The 17,814-nt window shown below is 64.2% G+C and carries 16 protein-coding genes and 2 tRNA genes; 6 read left to right on the forward strand and 12 right to left on the reverse strand.

Translation table 11 applies throughout. The annotated features are described in order from the left end of the window. The first annotated feature begins 7 nt into the window (after positions 1 to 7). On the forward strand, positions 8 to 514 hold the full coding sequence (locus K7W03_RS06155; protein WP_222885804.1) for a hypothetical protein: 507 nt from the start codon (positions 8 to 10) through the stop codon (positions 512 to 514). A gap of 1 nt (position 515) precedes the next feature. Here K7W03_RS06155 and K7W03_RS06160 read toward each other — a convergent pair whose 3' ends face one another. From K7W03_RS06160 to K7W03_RS06205, 10 genes are all read right to left on the reverse strand, one after another. Then, positions 516 to 980, reverse strand: a complete 465-nt coding sequence (locus K7W03_RS06160; RefSeq protein ID WP_044662412.1) for a MaoC family dehydratase — start codon at positions 978 to 980, stop codon at positions 516 to 518. 51 nt (positions 981 to 1,031) lie between these two features. Next, positions 1,032 to 2,306, reverse strand: coding sequence for an ectonucleotide pyrophosphatase/phosphodiesterase (locus K7W03_RS06165; protein ID WP_222885805.1), 1,275 nt, complete (start codon positions 2,304 to 2,306; stop codon positions 1,032 to 1,034). 46 nt (positions 2,307 to 2,352) lie between these two features. Further along, positions 2,353 to 2,877 (reverse strand): DNA-deoxyinosine glycosylase, encoded by a 525-nt coding sequence (locus K7W03_RS06170; protein ID WP_025550154.1) that lies wholly within the window; start codon positions 2,875 to 2,877, stop codon positions 2,353 to 2,355. Between the two features lie 6 nt (positions 2,878 to 2,883). Beyond that, a complete protein-coding gene (ychF, locus tag K7W03_RS06175) occupies positions 2,884 to 3,984 on the reverse strand; it encodes a redox-regulated ATPase YchF (RefSeq protein WP_025550155.1) in 1,101 nt (366 codons plus the stop codon). 76 nt (positions 3,985 to 4,060) lie between these two features. After that, on the reverse strand, positions 4,061 to 4,738 hold the full coding sequence (locus K7W03_RS06180; RefSeq protein WP_222885806.1) for a DUF2490 domain-containing protein: 678 nt from the start codon (positions 4,736 to 4,738) through the stop codon (positions 4,061 to 4,063). A 204-nt stretch (positions 4,739 to 4,942) separates the two neighbouring features. Further along, the gene (locus tag K7W03_RS06185) at positions 4,943 to 6,571 is read right to left on the reverse strand and encodes an alpha-D-glucose phosphate-specific phosphoglucomutase (protein WP_222885807.1); all 1,629 of its coding nucleotides are present in this window, start codon (positions 6,569 to 6,571) and stop codon (positions 4,943 to 4,945) included. A gap of 122 nt (positions 6,572 to 6,693) precedes the next feature. After that, positions 6,694 to 7,263 (reverse strand): aminoacyl-tRNA hydrolase, encoded by a 570-nt coding sequence (gene pth / locus K7W03_RS06190; RefSeq protein ID WP_025550157.1) that lies wholly within the window; start codon positions 7,261 to 7,263, stop codon positions 6,694 to 6,696. A 144-nt stretch (positions 7,264 to 7,407) separates the two neighbouring features. Beyond that, positions 7,408 to 8,022 carry a 50S ribosomal protein L25/general stress protein Ctc gene (locus K7W03_RS06195; protein ID WP_222885808.1) on the reverse strand — a complete coding sequence of 205 codons (615 nt, stop codon included), beginning with the start codon at positions 8,020 to 8,022 and terminating at the stop codon, positions 7,408 to 7,410. 122 nt (positions 8,023 to 8,144) lie between these two features. Continuing rightward, the gene (locus K7W03_RS06200; protein ID WP_222885809.1) at positions 8,145 to 9,029 is read right to left on the reverse strand and encodes a TraB/GumN family protein; all 885 of its coding nucleotides are present in this window, start codon (positions 9,027 to 9,029) and stop codon (positions 8,145 to 8,147) included. Between the two features lies 1 nt (position 9,030). Continuing rightward, a complete protein-coding gene (locus K7W03_RS06205; protein ID WP_222885810.1) occupies positions 9,031 to 9,945 on the reverse strand; it encodes a TraB/GumN family protein in 915 nt (304 codons plus the stop codon). 179 nt (positions 9,946 to 10,124) lie between these two features. On the opposite strand from K7W03_RS06205, the gene K7W03_RS06210 reads away from it, so the two are divergent. From K7W03_RS06210 to ppdK, 3 genes are all read left to right on the forward strand, one after another. Then, entirely contained in the window at positions 10,125 to 10,997 is an 873-nt protein-coding gene (locus tag K7W03_RS06210; RefSeq protein WP_222885811.1) for a glycine--tRNA ligase subunit alpha, read from the forward strand. Positions 10,998 to 11,094: 97 nt separating this feature from the next. Then, complete coding sequence (glyS, locus tag K7W03_RS06215) at positions 11,095 to 13,185, forward strand: glycine--tRNA ligase subunit beta (protein WP_222885812.1); 2,091 nt, start codon at positions 11,095 to 11,097, stop codon at positions 13,183 to 13,185. Between the two features lie 145 nt (positions 13,186 to 13,330). Next, a complete protein-coding gene (gene ppdK, locus K7W03_RS06220) occupies positions 13,331 to 16,033 on the forward strand; it encodes a pyruvate, phosphate dikinase (protein ID WP_044662403.1) in 2,703 nt (900 codons plus the stop codon). Positions 16,034 to 16,071: 38 nt separating this feature from the next. Here the strand turns inward: ppdK and K7W03_RS06225 are convergent, their stop codons facing one another. Beyond that, positions 16,072 to 16,569: a hypothetical protein gene (locus K7W03_RS06225; protein ID WP_025550164.1), complete on the reverse strand. Its 498-nt coding sequence runs from the start codon at positions 16,567 to 16,569 to the stop codon at positions 16,072 to 16,074. Positions 16,570 to 16,708: 139 nt separating this feature from the next. On the opposite strand from K7W03_RS06225, the gene K7W03_RS06230 reads away from it, so the two are divergent. Continuing rightward, positions 16,709 to 16,785, forward strand: a tRNA-Arg gene (locus K7W03_RS06230). A gap of 145 nt (positions 16,786 to 16,930) precedes the next feature. Further along, positions 16,931 to 17,007 (forward strand) — tRNA-Arg (locus K7W03_RS06235). Between the two features lie 28 nt (positions 17,008 to 17,035). Here the strand turns inward: K7W03_RS06235 and K7W03_RS06240 are convergent. Next, a partial coding sequence (locus K7W03_RS06240) for an endo alpha-1,4 polygalactosaminidase (protein WP_226869742.1) occupies positions 17,036 to 17,814 on the reverse strand: 779 nt, incomplete at its 5' end.

The following is a 17,814-nucleotide window of genomic DNA, read 5'->3' on the forward strand; positions in this document are numbered from 1 at the left end:
AGCACCGATGAAGCGACTTCTCCTCCTTCTTGCCTTCGCCCCGCTACACGCCCAAGCCGCAGCAGATCCCTGCGCCGGTGCGCCATCCCTGCCGGAACCCTGGACAAGCTGGACCCAGAGCGGCACCGTGATCGCCGGCGCGACGGCATCCACCGCGCCGCGCATCATTCTGGGCAAGCCTGTCGTCGCAGAGTTGCGACCCGGTCCGCAGGTTCAGTTCATCGTCCCGCCCGGCAAGTCCCTTCCGAAAAGCCATGCCGGCCTATTCACCCTGGCCGTGAAGGATGCGGCGCGCATCGGCATCGCTCTGTCGGAAGGGGCCTGGGTGGACGCCGCCACCGGCACGACCGCGCTGACCTCCGTCGCCCATGAGCATGGGCCGGCCTGTTCCGGCATCCGCAAGATCCTGTGGTTCGACCTGTCGCCGGGCCTTCACACCATCCAGATCGCCAGCGCCTTAAAGCCTTCGATCCGCATCATGGCCGCCGACGCCCGCGCCAACCAGCCCCGTTGACTCAAGCCGGGCGCGTCCGGAACATAGCGATGGGCTTCATCGACAGCACCGGCTCGTCGCGTTGGTTGAAGAGCGTGATGTGGGTCTTCACGATCCCCATTTCGGGGCGGCTGCGGGACGCCTTGACCTCTATCACCTCGGAAACGCCGCGCAGCGTGTCGCCCGGACGAACCGGCTGCAACCAGCGCAGTTCATCCACGCCCATCGCACCCAGGCTGGCGGCCTGAATGCCCGGATTGCGCTGCCATTCCGCCACCATCATCTTCATCGACAGGGCCGTGGTATGCCACCCGCTGGACGCCAGGCTGCCGAAATGCGTGCCCGCCGCGGCCTCGTCGGACAGATGGAAGGGCTGAGGGTCGAATTCGCTGGCAAAGGCGACGATCTCCTCCCGGCTGATGGTGAGCGGACCGAATTCGTTCCTGTCACCTACCTGCACATCTTCGAAATAGACGATCTCGCTCATACCCGTTTCCTTCCGCAACGGGTGAAGGAGTAGTTTCCGTTTACGCGAACGTCAATGCCTGACAAGACCTGCCAATGTGGCGGAATTGCCGTCGCCCGGGCGGGGCGCGATTCCCAGCAGCCTTGCCAGCAGCGGATAGATGTCGACATTGTCGAAACCCGAAGGCGGCGTGAACCCTCTGTCGAAAGCCGGGCCATTGGCGATGAACAGGGCCTGCATTTCCGGCGCCTGATTGTCCCAGCCATGATCGCCGCCGACGAACGGTCTGGCGGGACCGCTCGGCTGTATCACCCAGCCGGTTTCGGCAAGGCAGAAATAAGGCGGGATGCGCCGATGCGCGCCATAATGGAAACGCGCTGGGATCGCGCTTTTCCGCCAGCATTGCATATGTGCATGGGGCTTCAGCAGGTCCGTTTCCAGCGCCGCCTCATGCCCCGGTTGCGCAGCCAGGCTGGCATAAGGTCCGCTTTCGACGATGCGGTAGTCAGCCGGGTCCGCCACCTTGTCCAGCGCGACCACCCGCTCGCTCGATTTCTGCGCCATGCCATGGTCGGACAGGATCAAGAGATTGGCCGGCTGGCCCATGGCCTTCAGCCCGTCGACCAGCATGCCGATCTCGCCATCGACCTCCGCCGCCGCCTGCGTCGTCTCGGCCGCTTCCGGTCCGGCTGCATGGCCCGCCGTGTCCACCGCATCGAAATAGAGCGTCAGGAAGCGCGGGCGGATCGCCGCCGGCCGCCGCAACAGGTCCAGCACGCCGTTCGCCCGCTGCGTCCCCGAAATCTCCTGGTTGAACTGTGCCCAGTCGCCCGGCCGGGTGCCGCCGCTGATCCTGTGCGGCCACTCCGCCGCTTCCGTCCCGCCCCAGGCCACGTTCGACCCGGGCCAGAACAATGTCCCCGTCCGTACGCCGGCCTTCTCCGCCGTCACCCAGATCGGCTCGGCCCCGTTCCACCAGAAGGGATCGTCGGTCGCCATGGTGAAGGTCTCACCGGGGCGCGCCGCATCCTCCATCCTGTTGGCGACGATGCCGCTGCGGTCGGGACGCTGGCCGGTCACTATGGCCCAATGATTGGGGAAGGTCTTGGTGGGGAAGGAGGGGCGCATCGCCGCCTCGACCCCGCTCGCGGCCAGAGTGGACAAATGCGGCGTCACGCCTCGTTTCAGATAATCCGGGCGAAAGCCGTCGATGGATATCAATATCGTGACCGGTTCCCGCCGCTCGGCCAGTGCGGAACTGGACGCCGGCCGCTCGTCCGGTCGCGCGCAGCCGCCGAGCACCTGAAGAAGGAGAAGGCCGGCGAAGGAAAAGCGGCGGAAAAACATGCCCCTGCCTTAGCAGAAGGACCATGACGGTAAAGTGACGAGCGCCCTATGCCCCGCTCACATAGGGCATCATCGCCATCCAGGCGTTCCGCTTCGCCTCCCGCGACATGCTGGCGAAAGCGCCGCTGGAGGAGGGGAGGTCGATCAGAGCCAGTCCCGGCCGCGCACCGATCTGGCGCCGCCCATGCAGCGCGGCGGTCTTGCCGTTGAAGGCCACAGCCTCCAGCGCGGGAAGCCGATCCACGAAGGCCGACAGGTCGCGCAACTCCGCGCCCCGGATCGCGCTGTCCAGGCTGCCCTCCCGATCGGCGCTTTCGATCACGTCCCAAAGGCCCACTGCCCTTGCCTTCAGCCGCTTCAACCGCATCGCATAGGGCTGGCCGCGCAGATCCTCGCCCAGCACATCGCCCATCAGCGCCCAGAAGGCGTTGCCCCGATGCGCATAATATTCGCCCTGCCTGATCGATACGTCACCCGGCAGGCTGCCCAGGATCAGCAGCCGCGTCGCTTCGTCTACGCTGGGGGGAAAGGCCGCCTTGCGTCGCGCAGCCATCTGTCCCGGACGCAGCATCGGCCCTCAGACGTTGAACCGGAACAGCATGATGTCGCCATCCTGCGTCACATATTCCTTGCCTTCGGAACGCCACTTGCCCGCTTCCTTGGCCCCGGCCTCGCCATTATACTGGACGTAATCCGCATAGGCCATGGTTTCCGCCCGGATGAAGCCCTTTTCGAAATCGGTATGGATCGCCCCTGCCGCCTGGGGCGCCTTCGATCCCTTGGCCACTGTCCAGGCGCGCGCCTCCTTCGGTCCAACGGTGAAGAAGGTGATGAGGCCAAGCAGTTCATAACCGGCGCGGATGATGCGGGCGAGGCCGGCTTCCTCCAGCCCCAGAGCCTCCAGATATTCAGCCCGCTCCTCGACCGGCATGGTGATGAGTTCGGCTTCGATCGCGGCTGAGACGATCACTGCCTTCGCACCTTCCGCCGCCGCCTTTTCGAACACGCGGGCCGAATGGGCGTTGCCTTGCGCCGCGCTTTCTTCCTCGACATTGCAGACGTAGAGGACAGGCTTGGCCGTCAGCAGTTGCGCCTGGCGGAAGATGCGCTCCTCCTCATCGTCGCCCGGCCGGGTCAGCCGCGCCGGCTTGCCCTCGCGCAGCAGGTCCAGCGCCTTGCCCAGCACGGACGCCGCGGCCTTCGCCTCCTTGTCGCCCTGCGCCGCCTTCTTGGCGAAGTTCGGCACGCGCTTTTCAAGGGATTCGAGGTCCGCCAGCATCAACTCGGTCTCGACCGTCTCGGCGTCGGCAATGGGGTCCACCTTGCCCTCGACATGGGTGATGTCGTCATCCTCGAAGCAGCGCAGCACATGGACGATGGCGTCCACCTCGCGGATGTTCGCCAGGAACTGGTTGCCCAGGCCTTCGCCCTTGGACGCGCCGCGCACCAGCCCTGCAATGTCGACGAAGGCAAGCTGCGTCTCGATGATCTTGGCCGAACCGCCGATCTTCGCGATGGTCTGCAGGCGCTGGTCGGGCACGGCGACCTGCCCGACATTGGGCTCGATCGTGCAGAAGGGATAGTTCGCCGCCTGCGCCGCCTGCGTCTCCGTCAGCGCGTTGAACAGGGTGGACTTGCCCACATTGGGAAGCCCGACGATACCGCAACGAAAACCCATGATACTGCCTTCACGTCAAATCCAATGGCCGCGCCGATAGCGCTTTCCCGGCGGCTTGGCCAGAGTCCGTGCGGTCTCAATGACGGAAGAAGAGCGTGACGGAAGCGACATGGTTCACGCGCGCATTGCCGCCGCGCCGGTCGATCCACTGGTTGAGATAGCCGATCTCGGCCGTCGATGCGCCGCCCAGCGCGATCTCGGCCCCGATGAAGCTGCGCAACTGATCGAACCCGCCCTTCGCGCCCCAGTCGGTGCTGTTGAGCGCCACGAAGCCCTCGCCATAGACGAGAGCGCTCACCGCCTTGCTGCCCAGCGGCTTTTCGTAGCGCAGCATTTCCCGCAGTCGCCAGCCCATGTCGTCGCCGTCGGAACGCCAGCGCTGCTCCAGCCGGGTCCGCGACGAAAGCTCGCCGCCCCAGGGCTTGCCGATGGTCCAGTTGACCTGCTGGAAGCTTCGCTCTTCATTCACGTCGCGCCCATTGTCGACCGGCAGCACGACATGGGCATAGCCCTGATAGACGGTCACGCTGGGGGACAGTTTCCAGCCCAGGCCACCGCGCAGGATGGTCTGGTCGACCCCTGAAACGCCATCCCCGAAGCGTGGCTGAATCTCCGCGAAATAGACGAGATCGCCGGAGATCGGGGCCATGGCGGTGAGGTTCAGCCAGAATTGCTCATCTTCCGCCGTCCGGGCCTGGGCAGGGGCGGCCATGGCGATCAGCGCGCAGGAGAGGGCAGGCAACAGGCGACGCATCACGTCCTCGCAAAAAAAAGCGCCGCTCTTGATGATGCTGCTCCTGTGGAGGCAGGAGCCCAGTTCAGACGTTTATTCGTCTTCCAAATTGCCGGACTGGGCTACTGCCTTCGCAGAAGCACGAAGAGCGTCGGTCGATTGCCCGCCCTTTAGCGTGCCCTCATTTCCGGTCCATTTCCCCATGGTAAGCTTTGGCGACTGTCCTCAGGTAATCACGCTCGGCCGCTCCATCCCGGTAAAGCCCGAAATGTCCGCAATTTCCTGCGCCGCCTTCACCAGCGGTGCGAGCGCCTCGCTCGTCTCCAGCGCCAGATCGCCATCCGCGCCCACATAGCGCTCGATATAGACGCGCAGGGTCGCGCCCTCCGTACCCGTCCCCGAAAGCCGGAACACCACCCGTGAACCATCCTCGAACAGCACGCGCACGCCCTGGTTGCGGCTGACGGACTGGTCGGTCGGATCGCTATAGGCGAAATCGTCTGCGCTTTGCACCGCGCCGCCGCTGTTTGTCGTGCCCGGCAGCGCCTCCAGTCGGTCCCGCAACGCCGCTATCAGCGCATCGGCCCTGTCCTTGGCAATCGCTTCATAATCATGCCGCGCATAATAGTTGCGGCCATAGGTCGCCCAATGTTCGGCCATGATCTGCGCCACGCTTTGCCGCCGGACGGCCAGGATGTTGAGCCACAGCAGCACCGCCCAGATGCCGTCCTTTTCCCGCACATGGTCGGACCCGGTGCCGGCGCTTTCCTCCCCGCAGATGGTTGCCATGCCGGCATCCAGCAGATTGCCGAAGAATTTCCATCCCGTCGGCGTTTCGTAGAGCGGAATGCCCAGCTTTTCCGCCACGCGATCGGCCGCGCCGCTGGTCGGCATCGAGCGCGCAATGCCCTTGAGGCCCGCCGCATAGCCCGGCGCCAGATGCGCATTGGCCGCCAGCACGGCGAGCGAATCCGAAGGGGTGACGTAACAATGTCGCCCGATGATCAGGTTGCGGTCGCCATCGCCATCCGAAGCGGCGCCGAAATCCGGCGCGTCCGGCGCCATCATCCGGTCGTACAGCTCCCTGGCGTGAACCAGATTGGGATCGGGATGATGATGGCCGAAGTCGGTCAGGGGGGTGGCGTTGCGCACGGTGCCCGCAGGCGCGCCCAGCCGTTTTTCGAAAATCTCGACGGCATAGGGGCCCGTCACCGCGCTCATCGAATCGAAGGAAAGGGTGAAGCCGTCCGCGATCATCGCCCGGATCGCGGTAAAGTCGAACAGCTTCTCCATCAGTTCGGCATAGCCCGCGACCGGATCGACCACCTCGACCGTCATGTTGCCCAGGGTCGTGCTGCCCAGCGTGTCGATGTCGACATCGTTCGCCTCGAAAATGCGATAGCTGTCGATGGCCAGGGTCCGCGCATGAATGGCGTCGGTCACCTTCTCCGGCGCCGGGCCACCGTTCGAGACATTATATTTGATCCCGAAATCCTCGTCCGGCCCGCCCGGATTGTGGCTGGCGGACAGAACCAGTCCGCCAAAGGCCCCCGACGACCGGATCAGATGCGAGCCCGCCGGAGTGGAGAGAATTCCGCCCCGCCCCACCAGAACACGGCCGAAACCATTGGCCGCCGCCATCTTCAAAACGGTCTGGATAACCTCCCGATTGAGGTAGCGGCCGTCGCCGCCGACCACCAGCGTCTGGTCCTCGAACCCCTCAAGGCTGTCGAAGACCGACTGGACGAAATTTTCGGCATAATGGGGCTGCTGGAAGACCCGCACCTTCTTGCGCAGGCCGGACGTGCCCGGCTTCTGGTCGTCGAAAGGCTTCGTCGCGAAGGTCTGTATCACCCGGATCCCCTTGGTCAGTGGAAAGTCAGGCCTACTCTATGGCGTGGGACTGCGACAGTCCGCAATCCACCCTGGCCATTTCACCGTGAGGGCAGGGCGGACGGACGCGCAATTCGCCCGTCTCAGTCCGCCAGCCGCAGCGCCACCTCATTCATGAACCGCGCATCCTCTCCCTTGGCGAGCCACTCCGCCTCCGCCCCGATCGCGCCCAGCATATCGGCCAGCGCGTCCATCTCGCTCTTGTGATAATTGCCCAGCACATAGCCGTGCACCCGGTCCTTGTGCCCTGGATGGCCGATGCCGATCCTCACCCGGCGAAACTCCGCCCCTATATGCGCATCGGTGGAACGCAGGCCGTTATGTCCCGCATTGCCGCCGCCGCGCTTCACCTTGACCTTCATGGGCGCCAGGTCCAGTTCGTCGTGAAAGACCGTCACGTCCTGCGGCGTCAGCTTGTAGAAGCGCATGGCTTCCCCAACCGAGCGTCCGCTCTCGTTCATGAAGGTTGCCGGTTTCAGCAGGACGATCTTCTCAGGGCCGATGCGTCCTTCCTGCGCCCAGCCCTGGAACTGCTTCTTCGGCGGAGAGAAGCGATGCATGTCCGCGATCAGGTCGACCGCCATGAAACCGACATTATGCCGGTTCATCGCATATTGGGTTCCGGGATTGCCCAGGCCCACCCAGATCTGCATCGCGTCGATACTCCCGATAAGACAAACCCCCGTTCGTCCTGAACCTGTCGAACGGCCTCACTTCTTCGAAAAGAGCGGGGCTTCGACAAGCTCAGCCCGAACGGGGGTTGAGCGAACCGATAAACGGCCAGCCAGACTAGGGGCTTATTCGCCCTGAGCCGGCGTCTCATTGTCGCCTTCGGCGCTCTTCAGAGCCGAGGGGGCAACGATGGTCGCGACGGTGAAGTCGGTTTCGTCATGGGCAGCCCTGGCGCCCTTGGGCAGCTTCACGGCGCCGATGTGGATCGACTCACCGACATCCAGGCCGGTCAGGTCGACGACGACGTCGTCCGGAATCTCGGCCGCATCGACGATCAGTTCGATCTCGTGCGCGACGATGTTGAGCACGCCGCCCTTCTTCAGGCCGGGCGACGCGTCTTCATTGCTGAAGACAACCGGCACGTTGACGTGGACGGTGGCATGTTCCGAAACGCGCAGGAAATCGGCGTGCAGCGGACGGTCGGTCACGGGGTGGAAAGCCACATCCTTGGCGAGGGTGCGGACCTTCTTGCCGCCCACTTCGACGAAGACGACCGAATTGAAGAAATGGCCGGTGCCGAGCAGCTTGTTGAGAAGCTTTTCCTCGACATGGATCGACTGCGGTTCTTCATTGTTACCATAGATGACGGCGGGTACGCGGCCCTCACGGCGGAGAGCGCGGGAGGCTCCCTTGCCTGCCCGATCGCGTGCCTCTGCCGACAGCGTAAGCTGCTCGCTCATTGCGTGTCTCCAAAAGCAAATTGATGTAGGTGCCCGCCACGCCTCCAGGGATGACCATGTCGGGACCGCGGCCCAATAGCAGAAAGGCGCTGGAAAGCAAGGGCCGGGAAGCGGGATGGATGCTACTGCATCCGCGTCACCCTGTATCCACCGGCCCGAAGCAGGTCGACCAGATTGTCCTTGCCCGCCAGATGTCCGGCGCCCACCGCGATGAAGGGCCGCCCCTTGAGCGTCTCCACCGACTTCACCCAGTCACGGTTCCGGTCCACCAGCACCGCCTGTTCCACCACCGGATCGGGCGTCTCGCCCAACCTGCCGTCACGCGCAAGGGTGGCGAGATCGCCCCTGATCCAGGCGTTGAGGATATGGTCGTAAAGCCGCCGCATCTCCTTCGCCTCGCGCACCGTATCGACCAGCAGCCGCCGCTGCGCATCCGGGGGGAGCGTATCGAAGGCCCGAAACTGCCGCTCCACAGTCTCCAGCCCGCTTATGGGCTTGCCCGCCTTTCCGAATATCGCGATCAGCGCGGGCTCAACGCCATGATCCTGGCTGACATGCAGGGCCTGTTGCGCCGCCGCCGACAGCAGCATCGCCGCGGCCCAATCCTTATAAGCGGAGAGAGTTTGCGTATTGGTGCCGCCATTCCCGACGATCTCCTCCAGCGCCGCCTTGTCTCCCGCCGGAACGCGCGTCTCCAGCAGGGGCAGCCCCGGACTGCGCCCCATCCTCTCGAACTGCGCCAAAGTGCCCGCCTGATCCTGTATTCCGGCCGATTCCAGCACCAGCCTGTCCGCTCGTCCGATCGCCTCCCCGATCGGCCCGGTCCGCCATTCCACGCCGCCCGGCAATATATGGATGGTGCCGAACAGCCAGCCGTCGACGCCCTTGCCCTCCACCCGCCAGAGCGCGGGCCCTCCACCGGGCGGCGGGGCCGGGGGATTCTCCCCGCAAGCGGCAATCAGGCATAGGACGGCCAGCCCCAGCCAGCGCGCCAGAAGGCCGATCATCCTATTGTTTCACCCGTGCCGACGCGATGCCCAGCGCCGCCAACTGGTCCTGCACGCTGCCCTTGCCCGCCAGATGCCCGGCGCCGACGGCAATGAACAGCGTGCCCGGCTGGTCGAGCCGCTGCTTGATCCATTTCGCCCAGTTGGCGTTGCGCTGGATCAGCAGCACCTGGGCCAGTTCCGGCGTCGCCTCCAGCGATTCGTTCATCTCCGCCGCCAGCTTGTCCGGCTCCCCGCCCTGCCAGTGCGCGACCAGGCTGGCGAACTCCCGGTCCATGTCCGGCAGGCCCTCGATGGTCGCGGTCAGGAAGTTCACCTGCTGCTCCATCGGCAGGCCGGCGAAATAGCCGAGCTGCTGCTCCACCGTCTCCAGCGCGCCGACCTTCTTGCCCGAAGCCCTGGCCGCCGACGTCAGCACCTTCTCCGCGCCCAGGTCCGACTTGTAGCCCAGCGCTTCCAGGGGCTTCACCGACAGCGCCATGCCCGCCATCCAGGGATTGAACATCTCGAAGGCCTGCCAGGGAAGCCCGTTCGTGCTCATCGCCGCCTGATATTTGGCGCGGTCGTCCGCGCCCAGGCGGTCCGACAGCTTCACGCCGTCCCGCGCAAGCGCCGCGCCCGCCATGGTGGACGCCAGCCCATTGGGATCTTCCGGCTCGACGATCTCCAGCACCAGCTCGTCCGACTGATCGAAGGCCGATCTGACCCCGCCCTTGAACCAGTCGACCCCCGGCTTCATCACATGGACGGTGCCGAACAGGTAGATGGTGGTGTCGGCGTCCTTCACCTCCCACAGGGCCGGCGTCACATAGGCGGAGCGCGTCGCCGCACCGCGGGCGGCGGCGGGCTGTTCCAGCGCGCATCCGCCAAGCAGCATCATGGCGGGGGCCAGCCAGCGGAAAGAGAGCCATCTCATCTGAATTGCGGGTCCGTTTCCTTAAGGGTTTTCCCTTCCATGCGGGCCACCGGCCGCCAGAGCAAGCGGATTTACGGTTAAGCCCGCCCTCTTTCCCTTGACCCTGCGCCCTCGCTGCGCCAAGGCGCGCCGCAATCGATCCGTCATTTTCTTAAAGCCGTGATTTCTGGGGACCACCGGTGGCGACAAGTAAAGCGCTTTCCTTTCAGGACCTGATCCTGACCCTGCATGCCTATTGGGGACGGCAGGGCTGCGTGATCCTGCAGCCCTATGACATGGAAGTGGGCGCGGGCACCTTCCACCCCGCGACGACGCTGCGCAGTCTTGGCCCCAATGCCTGGAACGCCGCTTATGTCCAGCCCAGCCGCCGTCCGACCGATGGCCGCTATGGCGAGAACCCGAACCGTCTCCAGCATTATTATCAATATCAGGTCATCATGAAGCCCAGCCCGGCAAACCTCCAGGAACTTTACCTGGGTTCGCTGGCGGAGATCGGCATCGATCCGCTGGTCCACGACATCCGCTTCGTCGAGGACGATTGGGAAAGCCCGACGCTGGGCGCCTGGGGGCTTGGCTGGGAAGTGTGGTGCGACGGGATGGAAGTCACCCAGTTCACTTATTTCCAGCAGATGGGCGGTTTCGACTGCAAGCCGGTCGCGGGTGAGCTGACCTATGGTCTGGAACGCCTCGCCATGTACATCCAGGGCGTCGACAGCGTGTATGACCTGAAGTTCAACGATGCGGGCGTCACCTATGGCGAAGTGTTTCTGGAAAATGAGCGGCAGATGTCGAAATGGAATTTCGAGATAGCCGATACCGAAAAGCTGTTCCGCTGGTTCAGGGATGCGGAGGCGGAGTGCAAGGCTTCGCTGGAGGCAGGCGTTCCGCTCGCCGCCTATGATCAGGCGATCAAGGCGAGCCATGTCTTCAACCTGCTGCAAGCGCGTGGCGTCATCTCGGTGCAGGAACGTGCCAGCTATATCGGCCGCGTTCGCGACCTCGCCAAGGGCGCCTGCGAAAAGTGGATGGAAGTGAACGGGTGGGCCGCATGATGGACTCGATTATCTCCGCCATGCCCACCAAAGCCGGGATTTCGGACCCGGCGGCGTCCCACTTGCGGCGCGGCGCGCCCGACCTGGAGGAAGCCGCATGACTGATTTCCTCCTCGAACTGCGCTGCGAGGAAATCCCCGCGCGCATGCAGATCAAGGCATCGAAAGACCTTGCCCGCCTCTTCACCGAGGAACTGGCAAGGTCCGGCCTGCAGCCCGAAAGCATCGACAGCTTCGTCACCCCCCGCCGCCTGGCCCTGATAGCCCGCAACCTGCCGTTGGAAACCGCCGCTGTCAGCGAAGAATTCAAGGGGCCCCGCACCTCGGCGCCCGCGCAGGCGCTGGAGGGCTTCCTTCGCAAGACCGGACTGACCCAGGATCAGCTTGAGGATCGTGACGGCGTCTGGTTCGCCACGGTGAACAAGCCCGGCCGCGCCACTGCCGAGGTTCTGGCCGAAGCCGTCCCTGCCATTATCCGCAGCTTCCCCTGGCCCAAGTCGATGCGCTGGGGCGCCGCATCGCAGACCACGGAAAGCCTGCGCTGGGTCCGCCCGCTGCAAGGCATCGTCGCGATCCTGGGCGAAGATCTGGTCGACATCGAAATCGAAGGCATCCGCAGCGGCTACGCAACGCTGGGGCACCGCTTCCACCATCCGGGCGAGATCACCATCGGCGGCGCGCATGACTATGCCGAAAAGCTGCGCGCATGCCATGTTATCGCCAGCCACCAGGAACGCCAGTCGATCATCGAGGCAAGGGCTGCCGAAGCCGCGGCAGCCCGCGGCTATGCGGTGATCGAGGACAAGGGCCTCATCGCGGAGAATGCGGGGCTGACAGAGTGGCCGGTCCCGCTCTTGGGCGATTTCGACCCGGCATTCCTTGAGGTGCCGCCTGAAGTCATTCAGCTAACCCTGCGGATCAACCAGAAATATTTCGTCCTGCGCGACGCGAACGGCAAGCTGGCCCCCGCCTTCATCTGCACCGCCAATATCGAGGCGAAGGATGGCGGCGCGGCGATCGTGGCGGGCAACCGCAAGGTTCTCGCCGCCCGCCTGTCGGATGCCCGCTTCTTCTGGGAGCAGGATCGCAGGACGAAGCTGGAGGATCACGCAAAGAAGCTGGAACGCATCACCTTCCACGAAAAGCTCGGCACCGTGGCCGATAAGGTGGAGCGTGTCGCAAAGCTGGCGCGCCGGTTGGTGGAAGAAGGCATCGTCGCCCCTGCGAAGGCAGGACCCCATCCCCAGACCTCTCACCCGGACGCAACATCGGCGATGGATTCCCGCCATGGGAATGACGAGGGGAAAAAGGCGCTGGCGGACTTGGCCGAACAGGCTGCCCGTCTCGCCAAGGCCGACCTCGTCACCGAAATGGTGGGCGAGTTCCCTGAACTTCAAGGCATCATGGGCGGCTACTATGCCCGGGCCGAAGGCCTGCCCGATGGCGTGGCGGATGCCATCCGCGACCATTACAAGCCGGTCGGGCAGGGAGATGAAGTCCCGACCGCGCCGCTGACCGTGGCGGTATCGCTGGCCGACAAACTGGATACGCTCCGCTCCTTCTTCGGCATCGATGAGAAGCCTACCGGCTCGCGCGATCCCTTCGCCCTCCGCAGGGCAGCGCTGGGCGTCATCCAGATCGTCACCGCCAATAATTTGCGTCTGTCCGTGGCGGAGGGTGAATTGCTCGACTTCTTCGCGGACCGCCTGAAGGTCCAGCAGCGTGAAGCCGGCGTCCGCCATGACCTGATCGACGCCATATTCGCGCTGGGCGGCGAAGACGATCTGGTCCGTCTGCTCGCCCGCGTGAAGGCGCTCCAGTCCTTCATTGCCACGGACGACGGCGCCAACCTCCTCGCCGGCTACAAGCGTGCGGCAAACATCCTCAAGAAGGAAGGCGCCGAAACAGCCGGGCAGGTCGAACTCTCCCATGCCCCCGAACAGGCGGAGGCGGACCTGATCGCCGCGCTCGACGCCGCGGAGCCTCGCGCTGACGCCTCTCTGGCGGCGGAAGATTTCGAAGGAGCCATGGCAGCACTTGCAACATTGCGGGCGCCGATCGACGCCTTTTTCGAAACCGTCACCGTCAATGATGCCGATCCGGCGAAACGTTCCGCTCGCCTCGCGCTGCTTGCGCGGGTGCGGAACGCCGTCCACGCGGTGGCCGACTTCTCGAAAATTACGGGCTAATACCAAAACATACCCGCACAAGCGGGAAAATCAGTGGAATCGGAGAGCAATCGTCGTAAAAGCGGGTGCGTTTGTCGCCCGCCTGTTGTTTAAGTTTTGTTGCATCGCACAAATACACGGCAATCAGTGCAGGAGAGCCGCGATTATGTTGACAATGGAAGAGGCCAGCATGAGCACGACCGCAACCCGTTATGTTTATCGTTTCGGCGGCGGCGTCGATGATGGCGGCAAAGGGGACAAGAATCTTCTCGGCGGCAAGGGTGCGAATCTGGACGGCATGGCTGCGATCGGCCTGCCGGTGCCCCCGGGCTTCACCATCACCACGGAGATGTGCACCCGCTATTATCAGGACGGCGGCGTCTATCCTGAAAGCCTGAAAGCGGAAGTCGCCAACGGCATCGCCCATATCGAGGGCATCACCGGCAAGAAGTTCGGCGACAAGGCCGACCCGCTGCTGGTTTCCGTTCGTTCCGGCGCGCGTATCTCGATGCCCGGCATGATGGACACGGTCTTGAACCTCGGCCTCAACGACGAAACCGTGCTGGGTCTGGCTGCCGCTTCCGGCGACGAACGTTTCGCCTGGGACAGCTATCGCCGTTTCATCCAGATGTATTCGGACGTGGTGCTGGAACTCGACCATGGCGCGTTCGAGGAAGCGCTGGAAGTCGCCAAGGAAGACCAGGGCTACACGCTCGACACGGAAATGACCGCCGACGACTGGAAGGCGCTCGTCACCGAATATAAGGGCCTTGTTTCAAAACTTTGGAACAAGCCCTTCCCGCAGGATGTGAACGACCAGCTCTGGGGCGCGATCAGCGCCGTCTTCGGCAGCTGGCAGGCTGACCGCGCCAAGGTCTATCGCCGCCTGAACTCGATTCCCCATGATTGGGGCACGGCCGTCAACGTGCAGGCGATGGTGTTCGGCAATATGGGCGATACTTCCGCCACCGGCGTCGCTTTCACCCGCGACCCGGCGACCGGCGAGAATGCCTATTATGGCGAATATCTGATCAATGCGCAGGGCGAGGATGTGGTTGCGGGCATTCGCACGCCGCAATACCTTACCAGGCAGGCGCGCGAGCGGGCAGGGGCCAAGCCGCTGTCGATGGAAGAGGCGATGCCGGAAACCTATGCCGAACTGGCGCGGGTGTTCCAAATCCTCGAAACCCATTATCGCGACATGCAGGACATCGAGTTCACGGTGCAGCAGGGCAAGCTCTGGATGCTCCAGACCCGTTCGGGCAAGCGCACCGCCAAGGCCGCGCTCAAGATCGCGGTCGACATGGCGAATGAGGGACTGATCACCGAGGAAGAAGCCGTCGCCCGCGTCGACCCCGCCGCGCTCGACCAGCTTCTGCATCCGACGCTCGATCCCAAGGCGCCGCGCGACGTGCTGACCAAGGGCCTGCCCGCCTCTCCGGGCGCGGCTTCGGGCGCCATCGTGTTCGACGCCGACACTGCGGAGCGCCGCAACGAACTGGGCGATTCGGTGATCCTCGTTCGCGTGGAAACCTCTCCGGAGGACATTCACGGCATGCACGCGGCCAAGGGCATCCTGACCGCGCGCGGCGGCATGACCAGCCACGCGGCCGTGGTGGCGCGCGGCATGGGCCGTCCCTGCGTTTCCGGCGCGGGCAGCCTATCGATCGACAATGCCGCCAAGACGCTGCGCATCGAAGGCCGCACGCTCAAGGAAGGCGACATCCTCACCATCGACGGTTCGACCGGTGAGGTGATGGCGGGCGAAGTGCCGACCGTGCAGCCGGAACTGGCGGGTGACTTCGGCACGCTGATGGGCTGGGCCGACAAGGTCCGCCGCCTCAAGGTCCGGGCCAATGCCGAAACGCCGCTGGATTGCCAGACCGCCCGCGATTTCGGTGCTGAAGGCGTGGGCCTCTGCCGTACCGAGCATATGTTCTTCGACGCGGCCCGCATCACCGCCGTGCGCGAGATGATCCTCGCGGACACGGAAAAGGGCCGCCGCATCGCGCTCGACAAGCTGCTGCCGGAACAGCGCGACGACTTCGCGCAGATCTTCATGGTGATGGCGGGCCTGCCCGTCACCATCCGCCTGCTCGATCCGCCGCTGCACGAATTCCTGCCGCATGGCGAAGCGGAGTTCGAGGAAGTGGCCAAGGCTGCGGGCGTCGGCGTGGAAGCATTGAAGCGCCGCGCTGCCGAACTGCACGAATTCAACCCGATGCTCGGCCATCGCGGTTGCCGTCTGGGCGTCACCTATCCTGAAATCTACGAGATGCAGGCCCGCGCCATCTTCGAAGCCGCGCTGATCATCAAGCAGCGCAGCGGCGAGGCGCCGATCCCCGAAATCATGATCCCGCTCGTTGCGACGAAGAAAGAGCTGGAACTGATGAAGGCGATCGTCGACAGCGTAGCCAAGCAGGTTTTCGAGGAGCAGGGCGCCAGCGTCGACTATCTGGTCGGCACGATGATCGAACTGCCGCGCGCTGCGCTGAAGGCAGGCGAGATCGCGGAAGTGGGCGAATTCTTCTCCTTCGGCACCAACGACCTGACGCAGACCACCATCGGCATCAGTCGCGACGATGCCGGCCGCTTCCTGACGCAATATGTGGACAAGGGCATCTTCGCCCGCGACCCGTTCGTCAGCATCGACGTGGAAGGCGTCGGCGAACTGATCGAACTGGCCGCCGAACGCGGTCGAGCGACCCGCGAGGGCATCAAGCTCGGCATTTGCGGGGAACATGGCGGCGACCCGGCCTCCATCGCCTTCTGCGAGAAGACCGGCCTCGATTATGTGTCGGCCTCACCCTATCGCGTGCCGATCGCGCGACTGGCGGCGGCTCAGGCGGCGCTGGCGAACCGGAAATGACAGGAAGGGGGCGAGAGATTATCCCGCCCCCTTCATTTTCAGACAGGCGTGGCGCGCTGGTCGTAGAGCCTCGCATGTTCATGATCCTGACGCGCATCCAGCAGGCGGGCCTGTTCCCGCCATTCCTCCCTGGAAATCACGCCGCTTCGCAGGCCGAGGCGCGTTTCAAGCGCTGCCTCCTGCTCGCTGCTGATCGCCGCGATCTGATCGTAGCGATGATAGCCCGCCTGATTGAGCGCGATCTCGTCCTGCGGGGTGATGCCCCGGATGCGGCTGAAATCATCCCGCTCATGCGCGCTTCCGGCGGTCCCAAGGGTGGCGGAGCGTGGAGGAACCGACTGACGTTCCAGTTCGGCAATCCGCTCCTGCGCCGCCGTCAGGCGGGCGTCGCGGTCCTTGACCGCCTGGGCGTGGGCAAGCTGCTCATCACGCCAGTAGCGCTTATATTTGCCGCGTCCGCTCATGATGAGGCCCAGAAGCAGCCCGATCAGCAGCGCGATCACCAGCAGCGCAATTTCGTTGGGAGTGAAGGTCATCTCAGCATCCTTTCCTGCCTCTCGAACGACCGGAGCGGGACAAGGTTGCGGTACGGCGCCTTCGATCAGGCAGTCCGCCAAAAAAGTGTAAAAAGGGCTTGCCCAAATGTCTGGCCGCTTCTATCTGCGCCACTCCAACGCACCCGTAGCTCAGCTGGATAGAGCATCAGACTACGAATCTGAGGGTCGGACGTTCGAATCGTTCCGGGTGCGCCATTTCCCCAAATTCCGTTTTCCCTTGCTCGCACGGGCGTGAAGCCGCTTGTCTTCAGGCTCGGTCGCACGGCATCTTTTAAATTCAAGATTGTCCAGTTTAGGGGTTGCCAGACTGCCCGCCCCCTTCTATCTGCCCCTCCACAACGCACCCGTAGCTCAGCTGGATAGAGCATCAGACTACGAATCTGAGGGTCGGACGTTCGAATCGTTCCGGGTGCGCCATTCCCTTCACATTCCTGCGAAACCCGTTTCAAGGAACGCAGCGGTCCGGTGCGGGCCTGTCCAGGTCCACGACGGTGATGATCGTGGAGACGGTGGCGCTGGCGGACACGCTGCATGTTCTGGCGCGGTCGAAGGTTCCGGCGGGCCATTCCTCCGGATATTCGGCATTGAACGCCGGCTTGCCCGCCGTAACATAGGGCGCGCTGTCGGCACAGAAATGGCCCAGCACGCATCCTTCGAACAATATGGCGTCGAACAGCGGCACCAGCGCCGCGGACGAACCGCTGGCGTTCTTCTGCACCGGTTTCAGTCCATAGCCGCGCGCCCGGGCGGACAGGGCGGTCACATAGGCGATCATGTCCTGTTCGGTTAGGTTGAACCCCGTCGTCGCGGCTCCATCCTCGAACGCATCCATCACGTCGAATTCGACATAGTCGAAACCCTTGTCCCGGCACATGCGCAGCCGGTCGTCCATGATCTGGATGAATTCGGGGTAGCGGCGAATGTCGATATAGCGTTCGCCCGCAAAACCGGGATAGCTGTTGTCCAATAGTCCGGATATGGCCGAGAGGCTGGCATAGTCGGGCCGGTTGCTCTCCGCCGATCCGACATCGAGATAGCAGATCGTCCTGGTTCCACGGGATTTGGCCAGCGCCACATAGGATGCGGCCGTGTCGAACCCGTCGACGTCGAGATAGGCAACGGCAGGCGGCGCCGGGGGCAGGCCCTGGCTCTGCAATATCCAGTCCCAACTGGAAAGCGTCGCGGGTGCCGGAGTGGGCGTGGGGGAAGGGCTGGGGGAGGGTG

It is taken from the genome of Sphingobium sp. PNB (genome assembly GCF_019873065.1).
In the GTDB taxonomy this organism is placed as follows: domain Bacteria; phylum Pseudomonadota; class Alphaproteobacteria; order Sphingomonadales; family Sphingomonadaceae; genus Sphingobium; species Sphingobium fuliginis.

Coding starts and splice junctions, on each gene's coding strand:
- K7W03_RS06155 (WP_222885804.1), top strand. CDS start 8: ATGAAGCGACTTCTCCTCCTTCTTGCCTTCGCCCCGCTACACGCCCAA.
- K7W03_RS06160 (WP_044662412.1), bottom strand. CDS start 980: ATGAGCGAGATCGTCTATTTCGAAGATGTGCAGGTAGGTGACAGGAAC.
- K7W03_RS06165 (WP_222885805.1), bottom strand. CDS start 2,306: ATGTTTTTCCGCCGCTTTTCCTTCGCCGGCCTTCTCCTTCTTCAGGTG.
- K7W03_RS06170 (WP_025550154.1), bottom strand. CDS start 2,877: ATGCTGCGTCCGGGACAGATGGCTGCGCGACGCAAGGCGGCCTTTCCC.
- ychF (WP_025550155.1), bottom strand. CDS start 3,984: ATGGGTTTTCGTTGCGGTATCGTCGGGCTTCCCAATGTGGGCAAGTCC.
- K7W03_RS06180 (WP_222885806.1), bottom strand. CDS start 4,738: ATGCGTCGCCTGTTGCCTGCCCTCTCCTGCGCGCTGATCGCCATGGCC.
- pth (WP_025550157.1), bottom strand. CDS start 7,263: ATGCAGATCTGGGTGGGCCTGGGCAATCCCGGAACCCAATATGCGATG.
- K7W03_RS06195 (WP_222885808.1), bottom strand. CDS start 8,022: ATGAGCGAGCAGCTTACGCTGTCGGCAGAGGCACGCGATCGGGCAGGC.
- K7W03_RS06200 (WP_222885809.1), bottom strand. CDS start 9,029: ATGATCGGCCTTCTGGCGCGCTGGCTGGGGCTGGCCGTCCTATGCCTG.
- K7W03_RS06205 (WP_222885810.1), bottom strand. CDS start 9,945: ATGAGATGGCTCTCTTTCCGCTGGCTGGCCCCCGCCATGATGCTGCTT.
- glyS (WP_222885812.1), top strand. CDS start 11,095: ATGACTGATTTCCTCCTCGAACTGCGCTGCGAGGAAATCCCCGCGCGC.
- ppdK (WP_044662403.1), top strand. CDS start 13,331: ATGTTGACAATGGAAGAGGCCAGCATGAGCACGACCGCAACCCGTTAT.
- K7W03_RS06225 (WP_025550164.1), bottom strand. CDS start 16,569: ATGACCTTCACTCCCAACGAAATTGCGCTGCTGGTGATCGCGCTGCTG.